The sequence below is a fragment of the Lysinimonas soli genome (assembly GCF_042655435.1).
Taxonomy (GTDB): Bacteria; Actinomycetota; Actinomycetes; order Actinomycetales; family Microbacteriaceae; genus Lysinimonas; species Lysinimonas soli.
The window spans coordinates 315,612-337,168 of the sequence record NZ_JBHSMG010000002.1; the positions used below are offsets into that span (position 1 = coordinate 315,612).

The 21,557-nt window shown below is 69.8% G+C and carries 21 protein-coding genes; 10 read left to right on the plus strand and 11 right to left on the minus strand.

Going from position 1 to position 21,557, the window contains the following annotated elements:
- Window position 1 precedes the first annotated feature (1 nt).
- Genes ACFPJ4_RS09135 through ACFPJ4_RS09165 form a run of 7 tightly spaced genes read left to right on the plus strand, consistent with a single transcriptional unit; the run spans window position 2 to window position 6,302 of the window.
- Window positions 2–1,171: an extracellular solute-binding protein gene (locus tag ACFPJ4_RS09135; RefSeq protein WP_386740096.1), complete on the plus strand. Its 1,170-nt coding sequence runs from the start codon at window positions 2–4 to the stop codon at window positions 1,169–1,171.
- Window positions 1,168–1,617: a MaoC family dehydratase gene (locus ACFPJ4_RS09140; RefSeq protein WP_386740097.1), complete on the plus strand. Its 450-nt coding sequence runs from the start codon at window positions 1,168–1,170 to the stop codon at window positions 1,615–1,617. The genes ACFPJ4_RS09135 and ACFPJ4_RS09140 overlap by 4 nt, the downstream gene beginning before the upstream one ends.
- Window positions 1,614–2,477 carry an amidohydrolase family protein gene (locus ACFPJ4_RS09145; RefSeq protein ID WP_386740098.1) on the plus strand — a complete coding sequence of 288 codons (864 nt, stop codon included), beginning with the start codon at window positions 1,614–1,616 and terminating at the stop codon, window positions 2,475–2,477. The genes ACFPJ4_RS09140 and ACFPJ4_RS09145 overlap by 4 nt, the downstream gene beginning before the upstream one ends.
- Window positions 2,474–3,667, plus strand: coding sequence for a CaiB/BaiF CoA transferase family protein (locus tag ACFPJ4_RS09150; RefSeq protein ID WP_386740099.1), 1,194 nt, complete (start codon window positions 2,474–2,476; stop codon window positions 3,665–3,667). The genes ACFPJ4_RS09145 and ACFPJ4_RS09150 overlap by 4 nt, the downstream gene beginning before the upstream one ends.
- Window positions 3,664–4,179 carry a MaoC family dehydratase gene (locus ACFPJ4_RS09155; RefSeq protein WP_386740100.1) on the plus strand — a complete coding sequence of 172 codons (516 nt, stop codon included), beginning with the start codon at window positions 3,664–3,666 and terminating at the stop codon, window positions 4,177–4,179. Before ACFPJ4_RS09150 ends, ACFPJ4_RS09155 begins: the two co-directional genes overlap by 4 nt.
- Window positions 4,176–5,258: a Gfo/Idh/MocA family protein gene (locus ACFPJ4_RS09160; RefSeq protein WP_386740101.1), complete on the plus strand. Its 1,083-nt coding sequence runs from the start codon at window positions 4,176–4,178 to the stop codon at window positions 5,256–5,258. Before ACFPJ4_RS09155 ends, ACFPJ4_RS09160 begins: the two co-directional genes overlap by 4 nt.
- A gap of 39 nt (window positions 5,259–5,297) precedes the next feature.
- Window positions 5,298–6,302: a LacI family DNA-binding transcriptional regulator gene (locus ACFPJ4_RS09165; protein WP_386740102.1), complete on the plus strand. Its 1,005-nt coding sequence runs from the start codon at window positions 5,298–5,300 to the stop codon at window positions 6,300–6,302.
- A 9-nt stretch (window positions 6,303–6,311) separates the two neighbouring features.
- Here ACFPJ4_RS09165 and ACFPJ4_RS09170 read toward each other — a convergent pair whose 3' ends face one another.
- The 8 genes from ACFPJ4_RS09170 to ACFPJ4_RS09205 all read right to left on the minus strand — a co-directional run bounded on the left by ACFPJ4_RS09170 (window position 6,312) and on the right by ACFPJ4_RS09205 (window position 16,247).
- Complete coding sequence (locus tag ACFPJ4_RS09170) at window positions 6,312–7,757, minus strand: rhamnulokinase (RefSeq protein WP_386740103.1); 1,446 nt, start codon at window positions 7,755–7,757, stop codon at window positions 6,312–6,314.
- 9 nt (window positions 7,758–7,766) lie between these two features.
- Window positions 7,767–9,797 carry a bifunctional aldolase/short-chain dehydrogenase gene (locus ACFPJ4_RS09175; RefSeq protein WP_386740104.1) on the minus strand — a complete coding sequence of 677 codons (2,031 nt, stop codon included), beginning with the start codon at window positions 9,795–9,797 and terminating at the stop codon, window positions 7,767–7,769.
- Window positions 9,798–9,858: 61 nt separating this feature from the next.
- Window positions 9,859–10,221 carry an L-rhamnose mutarotase gene (locus ACFPJ4_RS09180; protein WP_386740105.1) on the minus strand — a complete coding sequence of 121 codons (363 nt, stop codon included), beginning with the start codon at window positions 10,219–10,221 and terminating at the stop codon, window positions 9,859–9,861.
- The gene (gene rhaI / locus ACFPJ4_RS09185; protein ID WP_386740106.1) at window positions 10,221–11,387 is read right to left on the minus strand and encodes an L-rhamnose isomerase; all 1,167 of its coding nucleotides are present in this window, start codon (window positions 11,385–11,387) and stop codon (window positions 10,221–10,223) included. Before rhaI ends, ACFPJ4_RS09180 begins: the two co-directional genes overlap by 1 nt.
- Before the next feature lie 192 nt (window positions 11,388–11,579).
- Window positions 11,580–12,611 carry a rhamnose ABC transporter substrate-binding protein gene (gene rhaS, locus ACFPJ4_RS09190; protein WP_386740107.1) on the minus strand — a complete coding sequence of 344 codons (1,032 nt, stop codon included), beginning with the start codon at window positions 12,609–12,611 and terminating at the stop codon, window positions 11,580–11,582.
- A gap of 62 nt (window positions 12,612–12,673) precedes the next feature.
- Window positions 12,674–13,744, minus strand: coding sequence for an ABC transporter permease (locus ACFPJ4_RS09195; RefSeq protein ID WP_386740108.1), 1,071 nt, complete (start codon window positions 13,742–13,744; stop codon window positions 12,674–12,676).
- Window positions 13,741–14,730, minus strand: coding sequence for an ABC transporter permease (locus ACFPJ4_RS09200; RefSeq protein WP_386740109.1), 990 nt, complete (start codon window positions 14,728–14,730; stop codon window positions 13,741–13,743). The genes ACFPJ4_RS09195 and ACFPJ4_RS09200 overlap by 4 nt, the downstream gene beginning before the upstream one ends.
- On the minus strand, window positions 14,727–16,247 hold the full coding sequence (locus ACFPJ4_RS09205; RefSeq protein ID WP_386740110.1) for a sugar ABC transporter ATP-binding protein: 1,521 nt from the start codon (window positions 16,245–16,247) through the stop codon (window positions 14,727–14,729). Before ACFPJ4_RS09205 ends, ACFPJ4_RS09200 begins: the two co-directional genes overlap by 4 nt.
- A 178-nt stretch (window positions 16,248–16,425) precedes the next feature.
- Between ACFPJ4_RS09205 and ACFPJ4_RS09210 the strand changes: the two genes are divergently transcribed.
- Window positions 16,426–17,439: a LacI family DNA-binding transcriptional regulator gene (locus ACFPJ4_RS09210; RefSeq protein ID WP_386740111.1), complete on the plus strand. Its 1,014-nt coding sequence runs from the start codon at window positions 16,426–16,428 to the stop codon at window positions 17,437–17,439.
- Window positions 17,440–17,464: 25 nt separating this feature from the next.
- Here the strand turns inward: ACFPJ4_RS09210 and ACFPJ4_RS09215 are convergent, their stop codons facing one another.
- Window positions 17,465–18,760 carry an FAD-binding protein gene (locus ACFPJ4_RS09215; protein WP_386740112.1) on the minus strand — a complete coding sequence of 432 codons (1,296 nt, stop codon included), beginning with the start codon at window positions 18,758–18,760 and terminating at the stop codon, window positions 17,465–17,467.
- Window positions 18,761–18,835: 75 nt separating this feature from the next.
- On the opposite strand from ACFPJ4_RS09215, the gene ACFPJ4_RS09220 reads away from it, so the two are divergent.
- Both ACFPJ4_RS09220 and ACFPJ4_RS09225 read left to right on the plus strand, forming a co-directional pair.
- Window positions 18,836–19,243, plus strand: a complete 408-nt coding sequence (locus ACFPJ4_RS09220; RefSeq protein WP_386740113.1) for a DUF5684 domain-containing protein — start codon at window positions 18,836–18,838, stop codon at window positions 19,241–19,243.
- A 74-nt stretch (window positions 19,244–19,317) separates the two neighbouring features.
- Entirely contained in the window at window positions 19,318–20,235 is a 918-nt protein-coding gene (locus ACFPJ4_RS09225; protein ID WP_386740114.1) for an SDR family oxidoreductase, read from the plus strand.
- A 10-nt stretch (window positions 20,236–20,245) separates the two neighbouring features.
- Here the strand turns inward: ACFPJ4_RS09225 and ACFPJ4_RS09230 are convergent, their stop codons facing one another.
- Window positions 20,246–20,629: a VOC family protein gene (locus ACFPJ4_RS09230; protein WP_386740115.1), complete on the minus strand. Its 384-nt coding sequence runs from the start codon at window positions 20,627–20,629 to the stop codon at window positions 20,246–20,248.
- A gap of 34 nt (window positions 20,630–20,663) precedes the next feature.
- Window positions 20,664–21,557 carry an aldo/keto reductase gene (locus ACFPJ4_RS09235; protein ID WP_386740116.1) on the minus strand — a complete coding sequence of 298 codons (894 nt, stop codon included), beginning with the start codon at window positions 21,555–21,557 and terminating at the stop codon, window positions 20,664–20,666.

Sequence of the window (21,557 nt, forward strand, 5' to 3'; positions counted from 1 at the left end):
CATGACAGTGGAGTCGTCGACGACCGTCGCATTGCGGGGGATGACCTGGGACCATCCGCGGGGGGTCGACGGGCTCCGCGCCTGCGACGCGCTGCTGATGCAGCGGCACGGCGTCACGGTGGAGTGGGAGGCTCGCTCTCTCCTCGCCTTCGGCGACCAGCACGTGGCCGACTTCGCGTCCGACTTCGACCTGATGGTCATCGATCACCCGCACGTGCCGGACGCCGCCGCCGCCGGTGCGCTGCTGCCGCTCGACTCCCTGCCGCAACTCGCCGACCTCGAGCGCGAGAGCGTCGGGCGTTCGCACGAGTCCTACCGCTATCGCGGCACGCAATGGGCTCTCGGCGTGGATGCTGCGGCGCAAGTCAGTGCGTTCCGGCCCGATCGGATCGACGGGGCACCGGTGTTCTGGAGCGACGCTCTCGAGCTGGCGCGTACCGGAGTCGTGCTCTGGCCGTACAAGCCGGTCGACGCGTTCAGCACCTTCGCCACGCTGATGGCGCAGCGTGGCGCGCCGCTCGCCGAGCCTGACCGCTTCGTCGATCGTGCCGCCGCCGCCGACGTGCTCGACGCCATGATCGAGCTGGCGGACGCCGTTCCGGACTGGTGCGCCGACGCGAACCCCATCGATGTCGCCGAAGCGCTCGTCGGCGGGGGAGGCCACGGCGACGGGTACCACGTCGGTGTGGCCCTCTTCGGGTACACGAACTACTCCCGGCCCGGATTCCGGGAGCACGTGCTCGCCTACGACGACCTACCCTCACTCGACGGGCGGGCGGGCGGGTCCACCCTCGGCGGAGCCGGGATCGCCGTGTCGGCGACGACGCGGCATCCGGAGTTGGCGGCCGCTGTGGCGGCGACGCTCGCCGGCGCCGAGGCGCAGCTCGGGCCGTACACGGCCGGCGGCGGCCAGCCGGGCAATCTGCGTGCCTGGCGCAGCGACACCGACAACGAGGCGACCAGGGGATTCTTCCGCAACACCCTTCGGACGCTCGAGCGCGCCTGGGTGCGCCCGAGAGCGATCGGGTGGCCCGAGCTCCAATTCGCGCTCTCGCACCTGGTGCGCGACGCAATCCTGGATCGGCGCGTCGACCACGCCGTCCTGGACGCGATCGAGCGGTTGCCCGGCCTTCACCTCCGCGAGCCGATCGGAACGGGGGCCTCGGCGTGACGTTCTTCGAGGAGTACGAACTGGGTTCGACGCGCAAGAGCCACGGTCGCACCGTCACCGAGGCCGACATCGTGCTGCACGCCGGCCAGACCGGCGACTTCTTTCCACACCACATGGATGCCGAGTTCGCCAGGTCGCTGCCCGGTGGTGAGCGGATGGCTCACGGCACGCTCATCCTCTCGATGTCGGTCGGGATGCTCGCCGGTGACATCAACGAGCAGGCCATGAGCTACGGGTACGACCGCGTCCGGTTCATCCGGCCGGTGCACATCGGCGACACGATCACCTCCCGCAGCGAGATCGTCGGGCTGCGGGAGCACCCGAAGCAACCCGAGCTCTACGGCTTCGCCGATGAGCAGGTCGAAGTCGTCAACCAACGCGGCGAGGTCGTCGCCGCGTTCATGCATCTCTACCTCGTCAACCGCCGACCCGGGAGCGCCCGATGACCGAGCTCTACCAGCCCAGCCAGATGATCGACACGCACCAGCACCTCTGGAAGCCGTCGGAGCGGCGCTACGAGTGGCTCGACGCGGCCGGATTGCCCCTCAACGCCGACTTCGGGCCCGAGGACGTCGCGGAGGACGTCGCGGCGGCCGGCATCACCTCCACCGTGCTGGTGCAGGCCGCGGACAGCTATGAGGACTCCTTCTACATGCTCTCGGTCGCCGCGCGAGTGCCCGTCGTCCGCGCGGTGGTGGCGTGGGCTCCCCTGGATCGCGCGGCCGAGGCAGAGGCGGCGCTCGACCTGTATGCGGCCTCGGCGGTGGTGCGCGGCATCCGGGTGCTCAACCACAACTACGACGACCCGAACTGGCTGTTGCGGCCCGAGGTGGATGCCGGGCTCCGGCTGCTCGCCCCGCGCGGTCTCGCGCTCGACGTGGTCAGCGTGCTGCCCGAGCACCTCGTCATGCTGACCGAGCTCGCGGGGCGGCATCCCGAGCTCACGATCGTGCTCGATCACCTGGGCAAGCCCGACATCGGCGGCAAGGGCTGGGAACCGTGGGCCTCGCTCATCGCCGACGCCGCGGCCCGCCCGAACGTCAGTGTGAAGGTCTCGGGGCTGAACACCGCCTCGGCGCCCGACTGGACCTGGAACGACTGGGTCCCGTACATCGACCACGCGGTCACCCACTTCGGCTCCGAGCGGATGATGCTCGGCAGCGACTGGCCGGTGTCGACGCTGGCGGGCGACTTCGCCGGGGTCTGGAAGGCCCAGCGCCAGGCGATCGGGCACCTGAGCCAGGCGCAGCAGGACGACATCCTCTTCCGCACCGCGATCCGCGCCTATTCCTTGGACGCCTCGTGACGGCGCAGCCCCTCCCGCTCGAGGGGATGCTGGTGCTGGACTTCAGCCAGTTCCTGGCCGGTCCGATGGCCGCGATGCGGCTCGCCGACCTGGGGGCCCGGGTCATCAAGATCGAACGACCTCAGGGCGGCGACATCGGACGGCGGCTGGCGTTCGCGGGGGTGGTGGAGGACGGCGACACCCTGTCGTTCCACATCACCAACCGCAACAAGGAGAGCTACGCCGCCGACCTGAAGAACGAGGACGACCTGGCCGGAGTCCGCGCGCTGGTCGCGCGGGCCGACGTGATCATCCAGAACTTCCGGCCGGGCATCATGGAGCGGCTCGGCCTCGGCTACGACGCGGTCGCCGAGCTCAACCCGGGCATCGTGTACGCCAGCGTCAGCGGGTATGGCACCGAGGGACCCTGGAAGGATCGCCCGGGACAGGACCTGCTGGCTCAGTCGCTGTCGGGACTTCCCTGGTTGAACGGCAGTGCGGACGACCCTCCGGTGCCGGTCGGCATCGCGCTCGCGGACATCATCTCGTCGATCCACCTGGCGAGCGGGGTCACGGCGGCGCTGCTGCGCCGCGAACGTACCGGCCTCGGGGGCCGGGTCGACACCAGCCTCCTGGAGTCCATGCTCGACCTCCAGTTCGAGCTGCTGAGCGCGCACCTCGCCGACCCCTCGATCCTGGTGAGGCGCGGCACCCGCAACACCGCCCACGCCTTCCTCCCCGCCCCGTACGGCATCTACCCCACCGCCGACGGCTACCTGGCGATCGCCATGACGCCGGTGCCGGAGCTCGGCACCCTGATCGGCCTGCCGGCCCTCGAGCAGTACATCGACCCCGACAGCTGGTGGAGCGAGCAGACCCCGATCACCCGCGCGCTCGCCGACCACCTCGCCACGCGATCGACCGAGCACTGGCTCGAGATCCTGGATGCCGCGGACATCTGGTGCGCCCCGGTGCTCACCCTGCCCGAACTGGTCGCTCACGACGGCTTTCGCGCGCTCGACATGGCGCAACTGGTCTCGAGGCCGGGCCTGGACGGCGGACCCAGGGTCGATATCCAGACGGTGCGCGCTCCCGTGCGCTACGACGGGCACGCGCTGAAGAACGGCAGGGCCGCGCCGCGGCTCGGCGAGCACACCGAGGCGATCCGAGCGGAGTTCGCCACCCCAATGAAGGCGGAGGCCTCCGAGTGATCAATCCCAACGCCGATCCCGTGGCGCGCAACAAGGTGCCGGTCTGGAACCAGGATGTGAAGCTCTACGAGGACTACGAAGTCGGCGAGGTGGACCGCTCGATCCGCCGGACCATCTCGGAGGGCGAGGTGATGCTGTTCAGCAGCCTGCTCGTCGATCTCCACCCCTACGTCGCCGATGACATCTTCGCGCGCGACGAGGGGCTCTTCGGCCGGCGGATCGTGCCCGGCGCCCTGGTCTTCGGCTACGGGATGGGGCTGATGGCGCACAACAACGTCAACACCTTCAGCTACGGATACGACCGGCTGCGCTTCATCAAACCGGTCTTCATCGGAGACACGATCTACACGATGCGTACTTTGCTGCGCAAGGAACCCAAGTACGACGAGATGGGCCTGTTCACCGTCTCGTACGAGGTGTTCCGGGCCGATGACGAGCAGATCGTCCTGTACTGCGAGCACCTCCAGACCGTGAAGTACCGGGATGCCGCGACGGCGAAGGGGGCATCATGATCGAGCTCTTCCGAGACGTCTCCGACTACTGCCGGCTCGTGATCCCCGAGGCGCAGAAGCGACCGATCGCGATCGTCGGTGCCGGGGGCATCGTCGACGGCCAGCACCTGGTGGCGTACCGCAAGGCCGGCCTCGAGGTCGCCGGGATCACGGATGTCGATCCCGAACGCGCCCGCGAGGTGGCTGTGCGCCACGGCATTCCCCGCGTCTATGCCGATCTGGACGAACTGCTCGCCGACGACCGGGTCAGGGTCGTCGACATCGCGGTGCCCGTTGCGCAGCAGCCGGCGATCTTCCGGGCCGTCGTGGCGGCGGGCAAGAACGTGCTCGCTCAGAAGCCGTTCACCGACAACCCGGAGACGGCGCGCGAGCTTGCGGCGCTCGCCGCCGACGCGGGAGTGGTCGCGGCTGTCAACCAGCAGCTGCGCTTCGACGAGGGGATCGCCGCCGCTCATCGCATGATGGAACTCGGATGGATCGGCGAACCCACCTCGTTCACGCTGTCGGTCAACGCGTACACCGATTGGTCCCAGTGGGTGTGGGCTCGGGGGATGCCGCGCCTGGAGATCATGGTCCACTCGATCCACTACCACGACGTCGTGCGCTGGTTCATGGGGGAACCGGCATCGGTCTACGCGATCGGCGGGCGCGTGCCCGGCCAGTACCCGGCCGGCGAGACCCGCACGCAGACCAGCTATCGCTTCGCGAGCGGGAGCTCGGCCTCGGTGTACTCCAATCACATGAACCCGGCGGGCGACAACACCGCCGAGTTCCGCGTCGAGGGTACGGCGGGCGCCATCCGCGGCACGCTCGGCCTGATGTACGACTACCCGGTCGGTCGCCCCGACACCCTCGAGGTGTTCAGCTCGGTTGCTCCGACTGACGGGTGGGTGCCGTACCCCGTGACGCAGCGCTGGTTCCCCGACGCCTTCATCGGCACGATGGGCTCCGTGCTCGACGCGATGGCCACCGGGTCGACCCCCCGCAGCTCGGTCGCCGACAACGTCAAGACCATCGAGCTGGTCGCGGCGCTCTACCGGTCCATGGAGTCCGGCGAAGCGGTACGAGTCGGGGCCTGATCCACCGCGTTCGCGATTTCGTAGTAGACAGGCAAAGCCATGGTCAAGCTCACGGATGTCGCCGCGCTCGCCGGTGTGTCACCGTCCGCCGCCTCGCGGGTGCTCTCGGGCGACCTCACGGTCAGGGTGTCCGAGGCGACTCGTGGGCGCGTCCTCGACGCGGCGCGCGAGTTGGACTACGTGCCCAACCACGCGGGGCGGTCGCTGCGGACCTCGCGCACCAGCACGATCGCTCTCGTCGTCCCCGATGTGACGAGCGCCGTATTCGCGGAACTCGCGAACGGCGCGGAACAGGAGGCGGCCGCCCGGGGCCTGGCGATCGTCCTCGGGCGGGCCGAGCGGGTGCAGGAGAACGGCGATTGGCTGCGTCGGATGCTGGGCGAGTCGAGGATCGACGGGGTGATCCTGCAGCTGCCAGACGGCACGGAGCCCGCGGATCTCGAGGCGACGGTCGGTCGCGAGACGCCGATCGTCATCATCAACTCCGCGGACGACGGGCCGCTCAGCACCATCGTGCTCGACGATGCCGCAGGGATCCGCACGGCGGTCGAGCACCTGCGCTCCCTCGGGCACGAGCGGCTCGGGTTCGTCGGGGGCGTGCCGAGCAGCGCGACGGCCCGTCGGCGCGAGGCGGGTTTCCGTTCGGCGCTGGAGGCGGGCGGGCTCCCGGTCCGCGAGGAGTGGATCACGCGGCTCGGCTACACGGGTGCTGACGGCCGCGCGGCGATCGAGACGCTCGAGAGCCGCGGGCCGCTGCCGACCGGGCTCGTGGTCGCCAACCTGAACGCGGCTCTCGGTGTGCTCGCCGCCATCCATGCCCGCGAGCTCCGCGTTCCGAGCGACGTCTCGATCGTCGCCCTGCACGACGTCTGGTATGCCGATGCCACCTGGCCGCCGATCACGACGGTGCGGATGCCGTTGCACGAGCTGGGAACGGCGGCGGTCACGCGCGTGGTCGACGGCGGTCGGCAGGTGACGCACGACACGATCCGATCGCCCGCCCCCGTGCTCCTGGTGCGGCAGTCGACGGCCGCACCGCGCTGAGCTCGGACCCTATGCCGATGCCGTGCTGCGCACACGCGGCTCGTACCGCACGACCGGGAACGCCGCGACGACCAGCGCGCGGAGCGCCTCGAGATCGCCACTGATCAGTCCCTGCGCCCGCGCCTGCACCAGCACGTTGCCGATCGCGGTCGCCTCGACGGGGCCGGCGAGCACGGGCAGTCCCGTCGCATCGGCGGTGAGCTGGCAGAGCAGGGTGTTCTGGCTACCCCCTCCCACCAGGTGCACGTGCGAGACGGTCGCGCCGCTCAGCTCGCGCGCCGCCGCGATCGAGCGGGCGTAGGCCTCGGCCAGACTCAGCAGGATCGAGCGCACCAGCTCGGGTCGCGACGCGGGAGCGGCGAGGCCGCGTGCGGCGAACCAGCCCTCGATGCGCTCGACCATGCCGCCCGGCGCGAGGAAGATCTCGTCGTCGGCGTCGAAGACCGGTACCGCCGTCGCGACCGCGCCGGCCTGCGCGATCAGCTCGGCGAGCGAGATGCTCTCGCCGCTGCGCTCCCAGTCGCGCACGCACTCGCTCAGAAGCCACAGGCCCATCACGTTGTGCAGGTAGCGCACCCGGCCGTCCACGCCGCCCTCGTTGGTGAAGCCGGCGAGGCGGCTCGCCTCGCTCAGCACGGGCCGCTCCAGCTCCACACCCACGAGCGACCAGGTGCCGCTGGAGATGTAGGCGAAGTCGGGAGCGGATGCCGGAATCGCGACGACCGCCGACGCCGTGTCGTGCGATCCCACGGTCGTGACCACTGCGCGCGTCGGCCCCACCCCCCGCACGGCGGAAGCGGCGAGCCCCCCGAGCTCGGTCCCGGCGTCGACGAGCGAGCGGAAGATGCCGCGCGGGATGTCGAGCCGTTCCGCCAACGCGAAGTCCCAGTCGCCCGACTCCACCCCGAGCAGCCCGGTCGTCGAGGCGTTGGTGCGCTCGGCGACGCTGCGGCCGGTGAGCCAGTAGCCGAGCAGATCGGGCAGCAGCAGGAAGGAGTCGGCGAGCTCGAGCATGCCGGCGGTGCGATCGGCCTCGAGCTGGAAGAGCGTGTTGAACGGCAGGTGCTGCAGCCCGTTCATGGCGTACAGCTCCTCGGCCGGCACCCGGGCGTGCACCGCCTCGACGGCCGGCACGGTGCGCTCGTCGCGATAGGCGTACGGGGTGCCGAGCATCCGGCCGTCGCGCATCAGCGCGTAGTCGACCGCCCAGGAGTCGATGCCGATGCTGGTCAGCTGGGGCTCCTGCCGCACGGCCGCGGCGAGCCCCTCGACGACGTCGCGGTACAGCTCGAGCACGCTCCAGTGCAGCCCGTCGAGGGTGCGCACGGGCGCATTCGCGAAGCGCGCGACATCCGTCAGGTGCAGTTCGCCGTGGCCGACGTAGCCCAGCACGACCCGCCCGCTCGTGGCCCCCAGGTCGACCGCCGCGACCGCGCCGCCGCTCAGCTTCGCCATGCCGCGTGCCTACCTGAGGAAGGCCGCGGCGACGCCCGCGTCCACCGGGATGTGCAGCCCGGTCGTGTGCGACAGGTCCGGCCCGGTGAGCACCGAGACGGCGTTCGCGACGTTCTCGGGCAGCACCTCCCGCTTGAGGATGGTGCGCTGGGCGTAGAACTTGCCGAGATCCTCCTCGGGGATGCCGTAGGTCTTCGCCCGGTTCGCCCCCCAGCCGGCCGCGAAGATGCCCGAGCCCTTGACGACCCCATCCGGATTGATCCCGTTGACCTTGATGCCGTGCTCGCCCAACTCGACCGCGAGCAGTCGCACCTGGTGGGCCTGGTCGGCCTTGGTCGCCGAGTACGCGATGTTGTTCGGGCCGGCGAAGACGCTGTTCTTCGAGGCGATGTAGATCACGTCGCCGCCCATCCCCTGCTCGATGAGCACGGGGGCGCAGGCCTTCGACACCAGGAACGAGCCCTTGGCCATGATGTCGTGCTGGAAGTCCCAGTCCTTCTCGGTGGTCTCGAGCAGGGGCTTACTGAGCGAGACGCCCGCGTTGTTGACGACGATGTCGATGCCGCCGAAGGCGAGCACCGCCTCCTGCACTCCCTTGGCGATCGCCTCGGCGTCGGTGACGTTCACGGCCACGCCGATCGCGACATCCGTGCCACCGATCTCGGCGGCGGCCTCCTGCGCCTTGGCGAGATCGAGGTCGGCGATCACGACGCAGGCGCCGTCCGCCGCGAGCCGCGTGGCGATCGCCTTGCCGATTCCGGACGCGGCGCCCGTCACGAGCGCGACGCGCGTCGCGTGGGACTTCGGTTGCGGCATCCGCTGCAGCTTCGCCTCTTCGAGCGCCCAGTACTCGATGCGGAACTTCTCGCGCTCGTCGATCGGGGCGTAGCTCGAGATCGACTCGGCGCCGCGCATGACGTTGATCGCGTTGACATAGAACTCGCCGGCGACGCGGGCGGTCTGCTTGTTCGCGCCGAAGCTGAACATGCCGACCCCCGGCACCAGCACGATCAGCGGGTCCGCGCCGCGGATCGCCGGGCTGTCGGCGGTCGCGTGACGCTCGTAGTACGCCGTGTAGTCGGCGCGGTACTGCTCGTGCAGCTCCTTCAGCCGCGCGATCGAGGCATCGACGGATGCACCGGCCGGCAGGTCGAGCAGCATCGGCGTGACCTTCGTGCGCAGGAAGTGGTCGGGGCAGCTGGTGCCGAGGGCCGCGAGCTTCGGGGCGTTCGCCGAGGCCAGGAAGTCGAGCACGACATCCGAGTCGGTGAAGTGACCCACCATGGGCTTGTCGTGGCTGGCGAGCCCGCGGATCGTCGGCGCGAGGGCGGCCGCCTTGGCGCGGCGCTCGGCCTCGGGCAGAGCACGATTCTTCGCGACCTCGCGCCCGAACGGCGCCTTCTTGCCGTTCTCGACGAGGTACTGCTCGGCCGTACGGATGATCCACAGGCTGTTCGCCTCGGCCTCCGTGCTGGTGTCGCCCCACGCCGTGATGCCGTGCCCCCCGAGGATGCAGCCGATCGCATTCGGGTGGGCCCGCTTGATCGCCGCGATGTCGAGCCCGAGCTGGAAGCCAGGACGCCGCCACGGCACCCAGACGACCTTCTCGCCGAAGGCCTTCTTCGTGAGCTTCTCGCCGTCCTTCGCCGTGGCGAAGGCGATGCCCGAGTCCGGATGCAGGTGGTCGACGTGGGCCGCATCGACGAGCGCGTGCATGGCGGTGTCGATCGACGGGGCCGCGCCGCCCTTGCCGTGCAGGCAGTAGTCGAAGGCCGCGACCATCTCGTCCTCGCGATCGACGCCCGGGTAGACGTCGACGAGGGCACGGACGCGATCCAGCCGCAGCACCGCGAGCCCGGCCTCGGTCAGGGTGCCGAGGTCGCCGCCGGATCCCTTGACCCAGAGCAGCTCGACCGGCTCACCGGTGACCGGGTCGGTCTCGGTGCCCTTGGCGGAGGTGTTGCCGCCGGCGTAGTTCGTGTTCTTCGGATCGGCGCCGAGCCGGTGGCTGCGCGAGACGAGATCGGATGCGGTGCTCATGGTTCCTTCAGCTGGGGTGGTGGTCTGCGGTGCCGGGCGGCATCAGGGGTTGCGGGCGCGTTCAGTCCGGGAGCGCCGCGAGCTGGTCCTCGAGGTGGAACACCTCGCGCAGCTGCGGAGCACCCTGGTCCGGGCGGTCGCCGTCGAGCGAGACGAAGAAGCGCGCGGCCTCAGCCTCCCATTCGGCCGTGTCGGGGTCGAGGGCGAGGGCCCGAGCCGACGCCGTATCGTCGTCCACCTCGTAGTAGCCGATCAGCATGCCGTCCTCGCGCAGGAAGAGCGAGTAGTTGCGGCGCCCCGAGCGTTCGATGGCGCGCAGCATCCTTGGCCAGACCGCGGCGTGCCGTTCGACGTACTCATCGATCAGCTCGGGCCGCAGCTGCAGCTCGAAGCAGACGCGCTGCGTCGAGGGGGTGCCCGTCATCACGCCCCCCAGCCCGCCTGGGTGCCGCCGACGCGGTCGGCCGCGATCTTCGCCTGGTATCCGGATGCCGCGTACGCCGCGAAGGGGTCGCCGTCGAGTCCGCGCGACTCGCGCCACTCGGCCAACGCGGGGCGCACATCCGTGTAGAAGGCGTCCATCAGGATGCCGTTGGCCCCGAGCACATCACCCGCGTCTTGCGCGGCGGTCAGAGCCTCGCCGTCGACGAGCAGCGCCCGCGCCGTCATCTCCTGCACGTTCAGCACCGAGCGGATCTGGCCCGGGATCTTGTCCTCGACGTTGTGGCACTGGTCGAGCATGAAGGCCACACCGGAGTCCGCGCCGTAGCCGCCGCCGCGGATGACCTCGTAGAGGATGCGGAACAGCTGGAAGGGGTCCGCCGCCCCGACGATGAGATCGTCGTCGGCGTAGAAGCGGGAGTTGAAGTCGAAGCTGCCGAGCTTTCCGAGCCGAAGCAGCTGGGCGACGATGAACTCGATGTTCGTGCCGGGGGCGTGGTGACCGGTGTCGAGACAGACCATGGCCTTGTCTCCGAGTGCGAGCACCTGCACGTACGACGTTCCCCAGTCGGGAACGTCGGTGTGATAGAACGCCGGCTCGAAGAACTTGTACTCGAGCACGAGACGCTGCTCGTCTCCGATGCGCGCGTAGATCTTCTGCAGCGAATCGGCGAGACGGTCCTGGCGGCCGCGGATGTCGCCCTGGCCCGGATAGTTGGTGCCGTCGGCGAGCCAGATCTTCAGGTCCCGCGACCCGGTCTGGTTCATGATGTCGATGCACTCGAAGTGGTGGTCGATGGCCTTCTGGCGGATCTTCGGGTCGACGTGCGTCAGCGAGCCGAACTTGTAGTCGTCGTCCTGGAAGGTGTTCGAGTTGATCGTGCCGAGGTCGACGCCGAGCGACTGCGCGTAGTCGCGCAGCGCCGCGTAGTCGTCCACCTTGTCCCACGGGATGTGCAGGGCGACCGTCGGGGAGAGCGCGGTGAACTTGTTGACCTGCGCCGCGTCCGCGATCTTCTCCTGCGGGGTGCGCGGGGTGCCCGGGGTGCCGAACACCTTGAAGCGGGTGCCGGAGTTGCCGAAGGCCCAGGAGGGCAGTTCGATCGCCTGTTCGGCGAGACGCGGGGTGATGGACGCGAAGTCAGTCATGACGGTGGGTTCCTGTTCGGACGGCGATGGCCGATGAATCGTTTCATTGTCGAGGTCGGGATGACACTATGCGCGACGGGGGCGCAGCGTCAAGTCGGACCGCCCGGGGCGGCGATTCGTCGAGGGCAGGAGCGCGGAAAAGGGGGAGGGGGTCCGTCCGGTCAGCACGACCGGACGGACCCCCAGAACGACCTAGAAGTTGAACTGGTCGATGTTGCCGGCGTTGAACTGGAACGGGTCGCCCAGGAGCACGGTGCCGTCCTTGCCCACCTTGAAGGTGCCGAGGGTTCCGGCCTTGAAGCTGTCGCCCTCCTTGCCCGTGATGGTGCCGTCGATCAGGGCCTTCGCCGCGTACGCCGCGAGGTAGCCGAGGTCGCCCGGGTTCCACAGCGCGAACGCGGTGACGGTGCCGTCCTTCACATAGGCCTTCATCTGGTTCGGCGTGCCGAGTCCGGTCACGGCGACCTTGCCCTTGTAGGAGGAGGTCGAGATGTAGCGCGCCGCGGCCGCGATGCCGACCGTGGTGGGCGAGATGATGCCCTTCAGGTTCGGGTAGGTCTGCAGCAGCGCCGCGGTCTTGTCGAAGGAGGTCTGGTCGTCGTCGTTGCCGTACACCACGTCATCCAGCTTGATGTTGGGGTGGTTGGCGGCCAGATCCTTCTTCATCAGGTCGATCCACGCGTTCTGGTTGGTCGCGTTGGCGGCGGCCGACAGGATGGCGATCTCTCCGCTGTCGTTGATCTGCTTGGCGATCATGTCGACCTCGACCTTGGCGATGCCGTCGGCGGTCGCCTGGTTGATGAAGAGGTCGCGGCATCCCACGGCGGTGTCGGAGTCGAAGGTGACGACCTTGACGCCGGCCTTCTGAGCCTGGTTGATCGCCGAGCACGGCGCCTTCTGGTCGTCGGCCGAGAGCACGATGGCCCCGACCTGCTTCTGCGTCAGGGTGTTGATGTAGCTGACCTGGGCATCAGGTGCGGCGGTGGCGGGGCCGACCTCTGCATAGGTGCCCTTGAACTCGGCGATGGCCTTCTTGCCGCCGGCGTCCGAGGTGTCGAAGTAGGCGTTGCCGAGGTTCTTCGGCAGGAAGGTGATGGCGTAGTTCTTGCTGCCGCCGCCTCCGGAGCTGCTGCCGCCGCTGCTGGCGCAGCCGGCGAGGAGCAGTGCGGCCGCGGCCAGGGTCGCGACCCCGGCGAGGCGAACGCTGTGACGAGTCTGGAACATCGTTGTTTCCCTTTCTTGGTGGTGTGGTGCCGACGTGACTGCATCGGCGCGGGCGGGGCGGATCAGCTGGATGCCGGGCCGCCCGTATCGCGCCGCCTTCTCGCCGCGCTGAGCCGCGTGCGCTGCAGCCAGGCGAGGAAGCTGGTGAGGATCACCGAGAGCACGAGGAGCGTGCCGGTGATCACGTTGATGACGTCCGAGGTGATGCCGGCCAGGCGCAGCGCGCTGGCGAGGACGCCGATCAGCAGGGCGCCGGCGAGCACGCCGGGGAGGGCCCCGCGGCCGCCGAAGATTGAGACGCCGCCGAGCAGCACGGCGGCGACCACCGAGAGCTCGAGGCCGGTGGCGTTGTCGCCTCGGGCGCTGCCGAATCGCAGGGTGTAGAAGATCCCGGCGAGCGCCGAGACGAGCCCAGCGAGAACGAACAGGATGAACTTGGTGCGCTGGATCCTCACGCCCGAGAAGGCGGCGGCATCCGAGCTGAGCCCGATCGCGTAGATGCCGCGGCCGAACGGCGTGAAGTGCAGCAGCACGCCGAAGACGATGGCCAGCACGGCGATCAGGATCGTGACCACCGGGATCAGGGTGCCCGGGATCGTCGAGGTGGCCAGCTCGGTCCAGAAGGTGGGGAACGAGGTGACCGCCGTCGTGCCGAGCAGCCCCTGGGCCACGCCGCGGTAGAGGGCGAGCGTGCCGATGGTGACCGCGAGCGAGGGCAAGCCGACCCGGGTGACCAGGAGGCCGTTCACCGCACCGCCGCCGGCGCCGATCAGGAGGGCGACGAGGGCGGCGGCGGGGAACGGCCAGTGGGCCTGGGTCAGCAGCCCGATGATCGAGCTCGAGAGCCCCATCGCGCTGGCGACCGACAGGTCGATCTCGCCGGTGATGACCACGAGCGTCATCGGCAGCGCGATCAGCAGGATCGGGGCCGTGTCGAGCAGCAGGAAGTTGTAGGTGATCGGCGCGGCGAAATGCGGCACGGAGGCGGAGGCCACGATGATCACCAGCACGAGCAGCGCGATGATCGCGGCCTCGCGCCGCAACAGGAGGCGCTGCCAGAACGGGCGCCCGTAGCTGGGGTAGCTTCGGCTCGAACCGGGCATAGCGGTGGGGGCGGGGGTCGTGGTGGTCATGCCTGCGAGTCCTCCATCACGGTCAGCCGGCGGGCCTGCCGGAGGGCGAGCACCCGGTCCAGCACGATCGCGGCGATGATCAGGGCCCCGACGACCGCCTGCTGCCAGAAGTCCTGGATGCCGAGCACCGGCAGCGCGCGGTTGATAGTGAGCAGCAGCATCGCGCCGATGGCCGCCCCCCACACCGACCCGATCCCGCCGAAGATCGCCACGCCGCCGATGACCGCGGCGCCCACGGCCTGCAGCTCGAATCCGGTGCCGGCCTGCGAGTCCACGGTGCCGTAGCGGGCGACGTAGAGCACCCCGGCCAGTCCGGCGAGGGTTCCGCTGACGATGAAGGCGAGGAGCACCCGCCGGCCGACCTTGAGGCCGTAGAGGTTGGCGGCATCCGGATCGGAGCCGATCGCGTAGAACTCGCGCCCGCCGCGGGTGTTGCGCAGGTACCAGGCCGCGCCGATCAGCACGACGGCCGCGATGATCGTGATCACCGGGACGTCGAGCAGTTGCGCCGTGCCGATGCCCTGGAAGTCATTCGGGATGTCGCTGGAGTTGATGCGGTTGCTGCCCGTCCACACCACGTTGATGCCACGGAAGGCATACAAGGTGCCCAGCGTGATGACCAGCGACGGCACCTTCGCGATCGAGATGAGCAGGCCATTGATCGCGCCGAGGGCGGCGCCGCCCACGACCGCGATCAGCGCCACCAGCGGCCAGGGGATGTCGGTGTACTTGAACAGGGTTCCCGCCGCGTAGGCGGTCAGCCCGATCACCGAGCCGACGGAGAGGTCTACGTTGCGGGTGATGATGACCATGGCTTCGCCGACCGCGATGAGCAGCACGAGCATGGGCGTGACCAGCAGGTCGCGGAAGCCGTCCTGACTGAACACGAAGGCGGGGTTCTTGACCGTGGTCACGACCACGACGAGCAGGAAGGCGAGCAGGATGCCGGTCTCGCGCGCCCGGCTGAGGCGTTTCAGCGAGTTCATGCCGCCGCTCCCGCCGTGGCAGCGCGCATGACCGACTCGGGGGTCGCGTCCTGACGATCGATCGTCGCGGTGATCCGGCCCTCGCGCATGACCAGCACGCGGTCGGCCATGCCGAGCACCTCGGGCAGCTCCGAGGAGATCATCAAGATGCCCATCCCCTCACCCGCCAGCTGGGACAGCAGGCGGTGCACCTCGGCCTTGGTGCCGACGTCGATCCCGCGGGTGGGCTCGTCGACGATGAGCACCTTCGGCTCGGTCGCCAGCCACTTGGCGAGCACGACCTTCTGCTGGTTGCCGCCCGAGAAGGTGCCCACCTCGGCGTCGAGCGCCGAGCCCTTCACCTCGAGCCTGCTGGCCCAGACCCGGCTCGCCTCGTTCTCGCGGCGGCCGGTGATGAACAGTCCGGCCGCCGACAGGCGCTGACGGATGGCGATGGTCAGGTTCTCGGCGACCGAGGCGCCGATCACCAGGCCCTCCTTGCGGCGGTCCTCCGGGACGAGCGCGAGCCCGGCGCGCATGGCGGCGACGGGGTCGTGTCCGCGGACGCGGCTGCCGTTCAGCGTGACCGTCCCGCTGTCGTAGCCGTCGACGCCGAACACCGCGCGGGCGACCTCGCTGCGGCCCGCCCCGACCAGGCCGGCGAGGCCGACGATCTCCCCCGAGCGCACCTGGAAGCTGATGTCGTCGAAGACCCCCGCGGAGCTGAGCCCCTGCACCACGAGCAGGACCTCGCCGATGACGGCCTCCTGCTTGGGGAAGAGGTCCGCGACGTCACGGCCGACCATCTGCCGCACGATGGTGTCGACATCGGTGTCGACGATCTTCTCGGTCGAGATGTACGAGCCGTCGCGCATCACCGTGACGGTGTCGCAGAGGGCGAACACCTCGTCGAAGCGGTGCGAGATGAACAGCAGGGCGCGTCCCTCGTCGCGCAGGCTGCGCGCGACCGCGAACAGGCGGTCGACCTCGACGCCGCTGAGCGCCGCGGTCGGCTCGTCCATGATGAGCACGCGGGCATCCAGGCTGATCGCCTTGGCGATCTCGATGATCTGCTGATCGGCGATCGAGAGGCCGCGCGCGGGGCGGTCGGGGTTGATCTTCACCCCGAGGCGCTGGAACAGCGCGAGAGCTTCGGCCCGCATCGCCTTGCGATCGATGCGGCCGAAGGAGCGCAGCGGCTGCCGCCCCATGAAGATGTTCTCGGTCACGGTGAGGTCGGGGAAGAGCGTCGGCTCCTGGTAGATGACGGCGATGCCGGCGTTCTTGGCGTCGGCCGTCGAGCGGAAGTCGACCGGCTCGCCGTTCAGTAGGAACTCCCCCGAGTCCGGCTGGTAGAGGCCGGCGATGATCTTCACGAGCGTGGACTTGCCGGCGCCGTTCTCGCCGACCAGGGCGTGGATCGAGCCGTTGTCGAGGGCGAGGGTGCCCGAACGCAGGGCAACGACGGCGCCGAAGGTCTTGACGACCTTGCGCAGCTCGAGCGCGTGAGCGGAGGAGTCCGCGGGGGCGGGGCTCATGGCCAGGCTCTCCTTTGAGTCCAAAAGTTGATGAAACGATTCAGGTGCTGTTCAGGCATACTACATCTAGCGATGCCCCCCGGGTCAAGCCGGAGGTCTGGTCAGAAATATGAGTCGTTTCAGTGACTGGTAGTGTCGCACCACCCCTGGCCCGGGGGATCACGCCGAAGGAGGCTCGATGGCCGCGACGAGCATCCGTGACGTCGCCAAGTTGGCGGGCGTCTCGGTGGGCACCGTCTCCAACGTGCTGAACCGGCCGGGCGAGGTGTCGGCCGACTCGGTCGCGCGGGTGCAGCGCGCGATCGAACAGCTGGGCTACCGCCGCAACGACGCGGCGCGGCAGCTGCGGGCGGGAACCAGCTCGACCGTCGGCTTCGTGGTGCTCGACGGGCAGAACCCCTTCTTCAGCGAGGTGGTGCGTGGAGCGGAGGATGAGGCATCCAAGAACGGCATCGCGATCCTGCTCGGCAACACCGATGAGGAGTCCGCGCGGGAGCGCATGTACCTCGATCTCTTCGAGGAGCAACGGGTGCGCGGGGTGCTCATCTCGCCCTATCGCGACATCAGCCCGCGCCTCGAGCAACTGCGCGCCCGCAACATCCCGGCGGTGCTGGTCGACCGCTTCAGCGGCGACGGGCGGTTCAGCTCCGTCTCGGTCGACAACGTGTCTGGCGGCCGGATGGCGGCTTCGCATCTGATCCAGAGCGGACGCAAGCGGCTCGCCTTCGTGGGCGGTCCCTTCGACCTGCGACAGGTGAGCGACCGGCTCGCCGGCGCTCGGGTGGCGGTCGACGAGAGTCCGCGGGAGATCGGGATCGAGGTGGTGGCCACGAGCGCGCTCACCGTCGAGGAGGGCATCGCTGCCGGCCTGCGCATCCTGGGCCGGATGGAACGGGACTGGCCGGATGCCGTCTTCGCGGCCAACGACCTGCTCGCTCTCGGGCTGCTCCAGGCCTTCGTCGGGGGCGGCCGGCTGCTCGTGCCGCAGCGGATCGCGCTGATCGGCTTCGACGACATCGCCTTCGCGCGCGCGGCCGCCGTGCCGCTGTCATCGATGCGGCAGCCGAGTCGCACCATCGGAGGAACCGCCCTGCGGGTGCTGATCGAAGAGGCCGACGACCCGACGCTGATCCCCCGCCAGACGGTCTTCCAACCCGAGCTGGTGGTGCGCGAGTCGACCCGATCGCTCTAGCCGGGCGCCGCCCGACTCGGCCCGGTCAGGCGCTGCGACGGTCGCGCGGCTCGCGGACCCCGCGCTCCTCGAGGTAGGCGTTCGAGAACATCCCGGTGGGGTCGAGGCGCTCGAAAAGCGCGCGCGCATCGCCGAGACGCGGGTGGACGCGGGCGAGTGTCGCGGCGCTCACTCGGTTGACCTTGCCCCAGTGCGGTCGAGCGGCGAACGGGGCCAGCGCGGCCTCGATGTCGGGCAGCAGGGCGTGCACCGCCTCAGGTTCGGGCTTCCAGGTGAAGTGAATGGCAAGGGTCTCACGCTCATACGATCCGCTGAGCCAGAGTTCATCGGCGGCGGTCGTGCGCAACTCCGTGATGAGCAGGTGCGGAGCGATGCGCGGCCCCAGTTCACGGACCGCGCGCAGGGCGGCCGGGCCGTCGGTGCGATCGACGAAGTACTCGGTTTGGATCTCGTCACCGACGCTCGGCGTCGCGTCGAGGCGGAAGTGCGGGAGTCGCTCGAGCCACGGCCCGGGGATTCCGCCGGAGAGCGTGTGGTTCTGGGCCTCCGCGCCGAACAGACCGGTCTCGGGCCCGCTCAGGCGGTGAGCGCCGCGCCACTCCTCGGGGACGCCGCCGTCGCTGTCGTCGCCGTCGAGCCGGGTCTTCCAGATCATGAGGCCGATCTCGTCGCCCAGCCAGTCGGTGAACAGGCTGACGCTGTAGGCCGCGCCGGTCACGGCGTCGAGGTCGTCGAGCGCGACCTCCCAGGGCAGCCCGGTGAAGGAGTCCTGTCGCACCCGGAAGCTCGGCTCGATCGCGAGCGTGCTGCGCACCACGATGCCCGCCGCGCCGAGTCCGACGACGAGGCCGTCGAAGTCCTGCTCGCCGGACCGCACCGTGCGCAGCGAGCCGTCCGCGGCCACCAGCTCGAGGGCACGCATCGACGTGGCGAGCACCCCGTTGCGGTTGCCCGAGCCGTGCGTCCCGGTCGAGGTCGCGCCGCCGACCGAGATGTGCGGAAGCGACCCCATGTTGTGCAGGGCCCAGCCGCGTGCCTCGAGCCACACGGCCAGCTCGCCGTAGCGGATGCCGCTGCCGACCGTGACCGTCCTCGCCGCCTCGTCGAGCACCGGGTCGGGGTCGATCCCGGTGACCGTCAGCAGGGTCCCCTCGGTGTCCGCCAGCCCGTTGAACGAGTGCCGAGTGCCGAGCGCGCGCACCCGCTCGCCGCTCGCCGCCGCCTCGGAGACGAGCTGTAGCACCTCCGCGATGGAGCTCGCGTGCCGCAGCCGGGGAGCGGTGAAGGTGTAGGTGCCGGCCCACGTCCGTTCGGTCTCCATGCGCTCAGCCTCTCACCCGCCGCTCGGAGCCGCCGCTAATCTGGCGGTCCATTCACTACTTCCTGGGGAGATCCTGTGTTTCAGCTCATCACCGACGTCGATTACTCGACGTCGTACTCCGTCGGGCCGACGGCCGGCACGATCGGCAGCCTCGTCGGCTACATCATCCTGGTCATCGCGCTCTGGCCGGTCTTCCGCAAGGCCGGCTTCCCCGGCTGGGGGGCCATCATCCCGATCTACAACACCTACGTGCTCGTGAAGATCGCCGGCTTCCACGGCGCGACCGTGCTGCTGTTCCTCATCCCGATCGTCAACCTCGTCTTCGGCATCATCGTCGCGATCCGCATCGGTGCGGCCTTCGGCAAGGGCGGGGCCTTCAGTTTCTTCCTGCTGTGGCTGCTGTCGATCATCGGCTACCTGATCATCGGCTACGGCTCGTCCACCTACATCGGTCCCGGCGGCAAGCCGGCCGCGGCGGTCTGAACCGTCTGCTCCGCGACGGTGGTCGCGCCTGGCGGGGCGGCCGCCGTTTGGCATTCCCGGGCTAGCGTGAGGGCATGGCACGCGACGACATCGACGTTCCCGATCTGAGCGGCAGGCTCGCGATCGTGACGGGGGCCAACTCCGGACTGGGGTTCGGCCTGAGCGGACGGCTCGCCGCGGCGGGTGCGGAGGTCGTGATGGCCGTACGCAACCTCGAGAAGGGGGACGTCGCCAGGAGCGAGCTGTTGCGGGCGCACCCGACGGCATCGCTCCGGCTCGAGCGGATCGATCTGGCCTCGCTCGACAGCGTGGCCGGCTTCGCAGCGGCGCGGCGTGCCGAGGGGCGGCCGATCGACATCCTGATCAACAACGCCGGGATCATGATGCCGCCCACCCGGGAAACCACCGACGACGGTTTCGAGCTGCAATTCGAGAGCAACTACCTCGGTCACTTCGCCCTCACGGCGCGCCTGCTGTCGCTGCTGCGCGCCGCGCCGGCGCCGCGGGTCACCTCGTTGAGCAGCTTCATGGCGTACTTCGGCCGGTACGACTGGAACGACCTGCAGAGCCGGCGCTACTCCCCGGTGCGGTCGTACGGTCTGTCGAAACTCGCCATGCTCTCGTTTGCGCGGGAGCTGCAGAAGCGCAGCGATGTGCACGGCTGGGGGCTGCTCAGCGATGCCGCGCATCCGGGGTTCACCCGCACGAATCTGCAGACCACGGGTCCGCGCCGGGGCAAGCCGCCGCGACCGCCGAAGAACTACCACCGGACGATCCTCTGGCAGCTGGTCGAGACCGGCATCCTGCCCGCGCTCTACGCGGCGACCAGCCCGGATGCCGCGCCCGGCGCCTACTACGGACCAAACGGCTTCCTCGGCCTCACCGGAGCTCCGCACCGGGCGCGGGAGCCACGCGCCGCGCGCAACGCCGCCGACGCCGCACGCCTGTTCGACGAGTCGGCACGGCTGGCCGGCGTGACGTGGCCGGCCTGAGCGTCGAGGGCTAGACGGATCCGTTCCGCAGCGGCAGCTGCTGCACGGCCCAATGGTTGCCGTCGGGGTCGTCGAACCAGACGAAGCGGCCCCAGGCGAGGTCCTGTACGGGACCGACCTCGATGCCGCGCGCGACGAGGTCGTCGTGGGCGGCGTCCGCGTCGGGCGTGACGAGTTGCAGGCCCAGCAGGGGCTTCGCCTCGGCCGGGAGCAGCCCCACCCCGAAGGCGATCGAGCAAGCGGACCCCGGCGGGGTGACCTGCACGAAGCGCAACTCGGGCGAGACGACCTGGTTGAAGTCCACCGGCCAACCGAGCGTTTCGCCGTAGAAGGCGACGGCTCGATCGACGTCGGTGACCGGGATGATGACGAGTTCGAGGCGGTAGTCGACCATGCGGTGAGGCTACGACCGGCTACCGACGAAGAGCTCAGTCGGTCGGAGACGCGGGCGGATCGCCCAGAGCGTCGAGTGCGGTCCAGAACCCCTCGGGCACCTCTGTGCTCATGAGGCCGGGCAATTCGTCGAGGCGCTGCTCCGAGTAGATGCCGACCACCGTCGAGTGGATGCGCGGCTCGCGCAACGAGAAGGCGAGCGCGGCGGCGGCCACGCTCACGCCCCACTCGCCGCAGAGCGTCCGGACCCGGTCGAGGTGCGCCCGGAACGCCTCCGAGGTGGGCTCATATCCGTAGGTCTGGCCGCGGAAGGCCGATCCCGCGAGGATGCCGCCCCCGAACGGCGCCGCATTGAACACCGTCATGTCGCGCTCGGTGGCGAGCTGCAGGATCGTCTCGGCGGTGCGGTCCACCAGGGTCCAGCGGTTGTGGCTCAGCACCACGTCGAAGGCGTCGGTGCGCACGTACTCCTCGACGAGGGCATGCCGTCCCGCGGCGATGCCGATCGCACCCACCCGGCCCTCGTCGCGCAGGCGCAGCAGGGCCTCGACCGGACCGCCGGGCGCCATCGCCTCGGAGACCGAGATCGTGTACGGGTCGTGCAGGTGGTAGAGCGGCAAGGTGTCGAGTCCCAGCCGCGCGGTCGTCTCATCGAAGGAGCGCCGCACGCGATCCCCGTCGAACACGCCGGTCGCGGGGTCCTGATCGGCCTTCGAGAACACCACCTTGCCGGCCGGGAGGCCGCCGGCCGCGGCGATCGCCTCGCCGAGCAGCTGTTCGGAGCGGCCGAGTGCGTAGTTGTTGCCGGTGTCCAGCTGCCGGAACGGGCTCGCGATCAGCGCGGCGGCGAGCTCCTCGTCGGCGCCGGGCCGCTTGCCGAGCCCGGAGGTGCCGATGGTGACGGGTTCGAGGAGGGCGCGATCGAGCAT

Bases quoted from the DNA above. Each gene is read 5' to 3' on its own strand.
- ACFPJ4_RS09135 (WP_386740096.1), top strand. From the start codon at position 2: ATGACAGTGGAGTCGTCGACGACCGTCGCATTGCGGGGGATGACCTGG.
- ACFPJ4_RS09145 (WP_386740098.1), top strand. From the start codon at position 1,614: ATGACCGAGCTCTACCAGCCCAGCCAGATGATCGACACGCACCAGCAC.
- ACFPJ4_RS09160 (WP_386740101.1), top strand. From the start codon at position 4,176: ATGATCGAGCTCTTCCGAGACGTCTCCGACTACTGCCGGCTCGTGATC.
- ACFPJ4_RS09165 (WP_386740102.1), top strand. From the start codon at position 5,298: ATGGTCAAGCTCACGGATGTCGCCGCGCTCGCCGGTGTGTCACCGTCC.
- ACFPJ4_RS09170 (WP_386740103.1), bottom strand. From the start codon at position 7,757: ATGGCGAAGCTGAGCGGCGGCGCGGTCGCGGCGGTCGACCTGGGGGCC.
- ACFPJ4_RS09175 (WP_386740104.1), bottom strand. From the start codon at position 9,797: ATGAGCACCGCATCCGATCTCGTCTCGCGCAGCCACCGGCTCGGCGCC.
- ACFPJ4_RS09180 (WP_386740105.1), bottom strand. From the start codon at position 10,221: ATGACGGGCACCCCCTCGACGCAGCGCGTCTGCTTCGAGCTGCAGCTG.
- rhaI (WP_386740106.1), bottom strand. From the start codon at position 11,387: ATGACTGACTTCGCGTCCATCACCCCGCGTCTCGCCGAACAGGCGATC.
- rhaS (WP_386740107.1), bottom strand. From the start codon at position 12,611: ATGTTCCAGACTCGTCACAGCGTTCGCCTCGCCGGGGTCGCGACCCTG.
- ACFPJ4_RS09195 (WP_386740108.1), bottom strand. From the start codon at position 13,744: ATGACCACCACGACCCCCGCCCCCACCGCTATGCCCGGTTCGAGCCGA.
- ACFPJ4_RS09200 (WP_386740109.1), bottom strand. From the start codon at position 14,730: ATGAACTCGCTGAAACGCCTCAGCCGGGCGCGCGAGACCGGCATCCTG.
- ACFPJ4_RS09205 (WP_386740110.1), bottom strand. From the start codon at position 16,247: ATGAGCCCCGCCCCCGCGGACTCCTCCGCTCACGCGCTCGAGCTGCGC.
- ACFPJ4_RS09210 (WP_386740111.1), top strand. From the start codon at position 16,426: ATGGCCGCGACGAGCATCCGTGACGTCGCCAAGTTGGCGGGCGTCTCG.
- ACFPJ4_RS09215 (WP_386740112.1), bottom strand. From the start codon at position 18,760: ATGGAGACCGAACGGACGTGGGCCGGCACCTACACCTTCACCGCTCCC.
- ACFPJ4_RS09225 (WP_386740114.1), top strand. From the start codon at position 19,318: ATGGCACGCGACGACATCGACGTTCCCGATCTGAGCGGCAGGCTCGCG.
- ACFPJ4_RS09230 (WP_386740115.1), bottom strand. From the start codon at position 20,629: ATGGTCGACTACCGCCTCGAACTCGTCATCATCCCGGTCACCGACGTC.
- ACFPJ4_RS09235 (WP_386740116.1), bottom strand. From the start codon at position 21,557: ATGCTCGATCGCGCCCTCCTCGAACCCGTCACCATCGGCACCTCCGGG.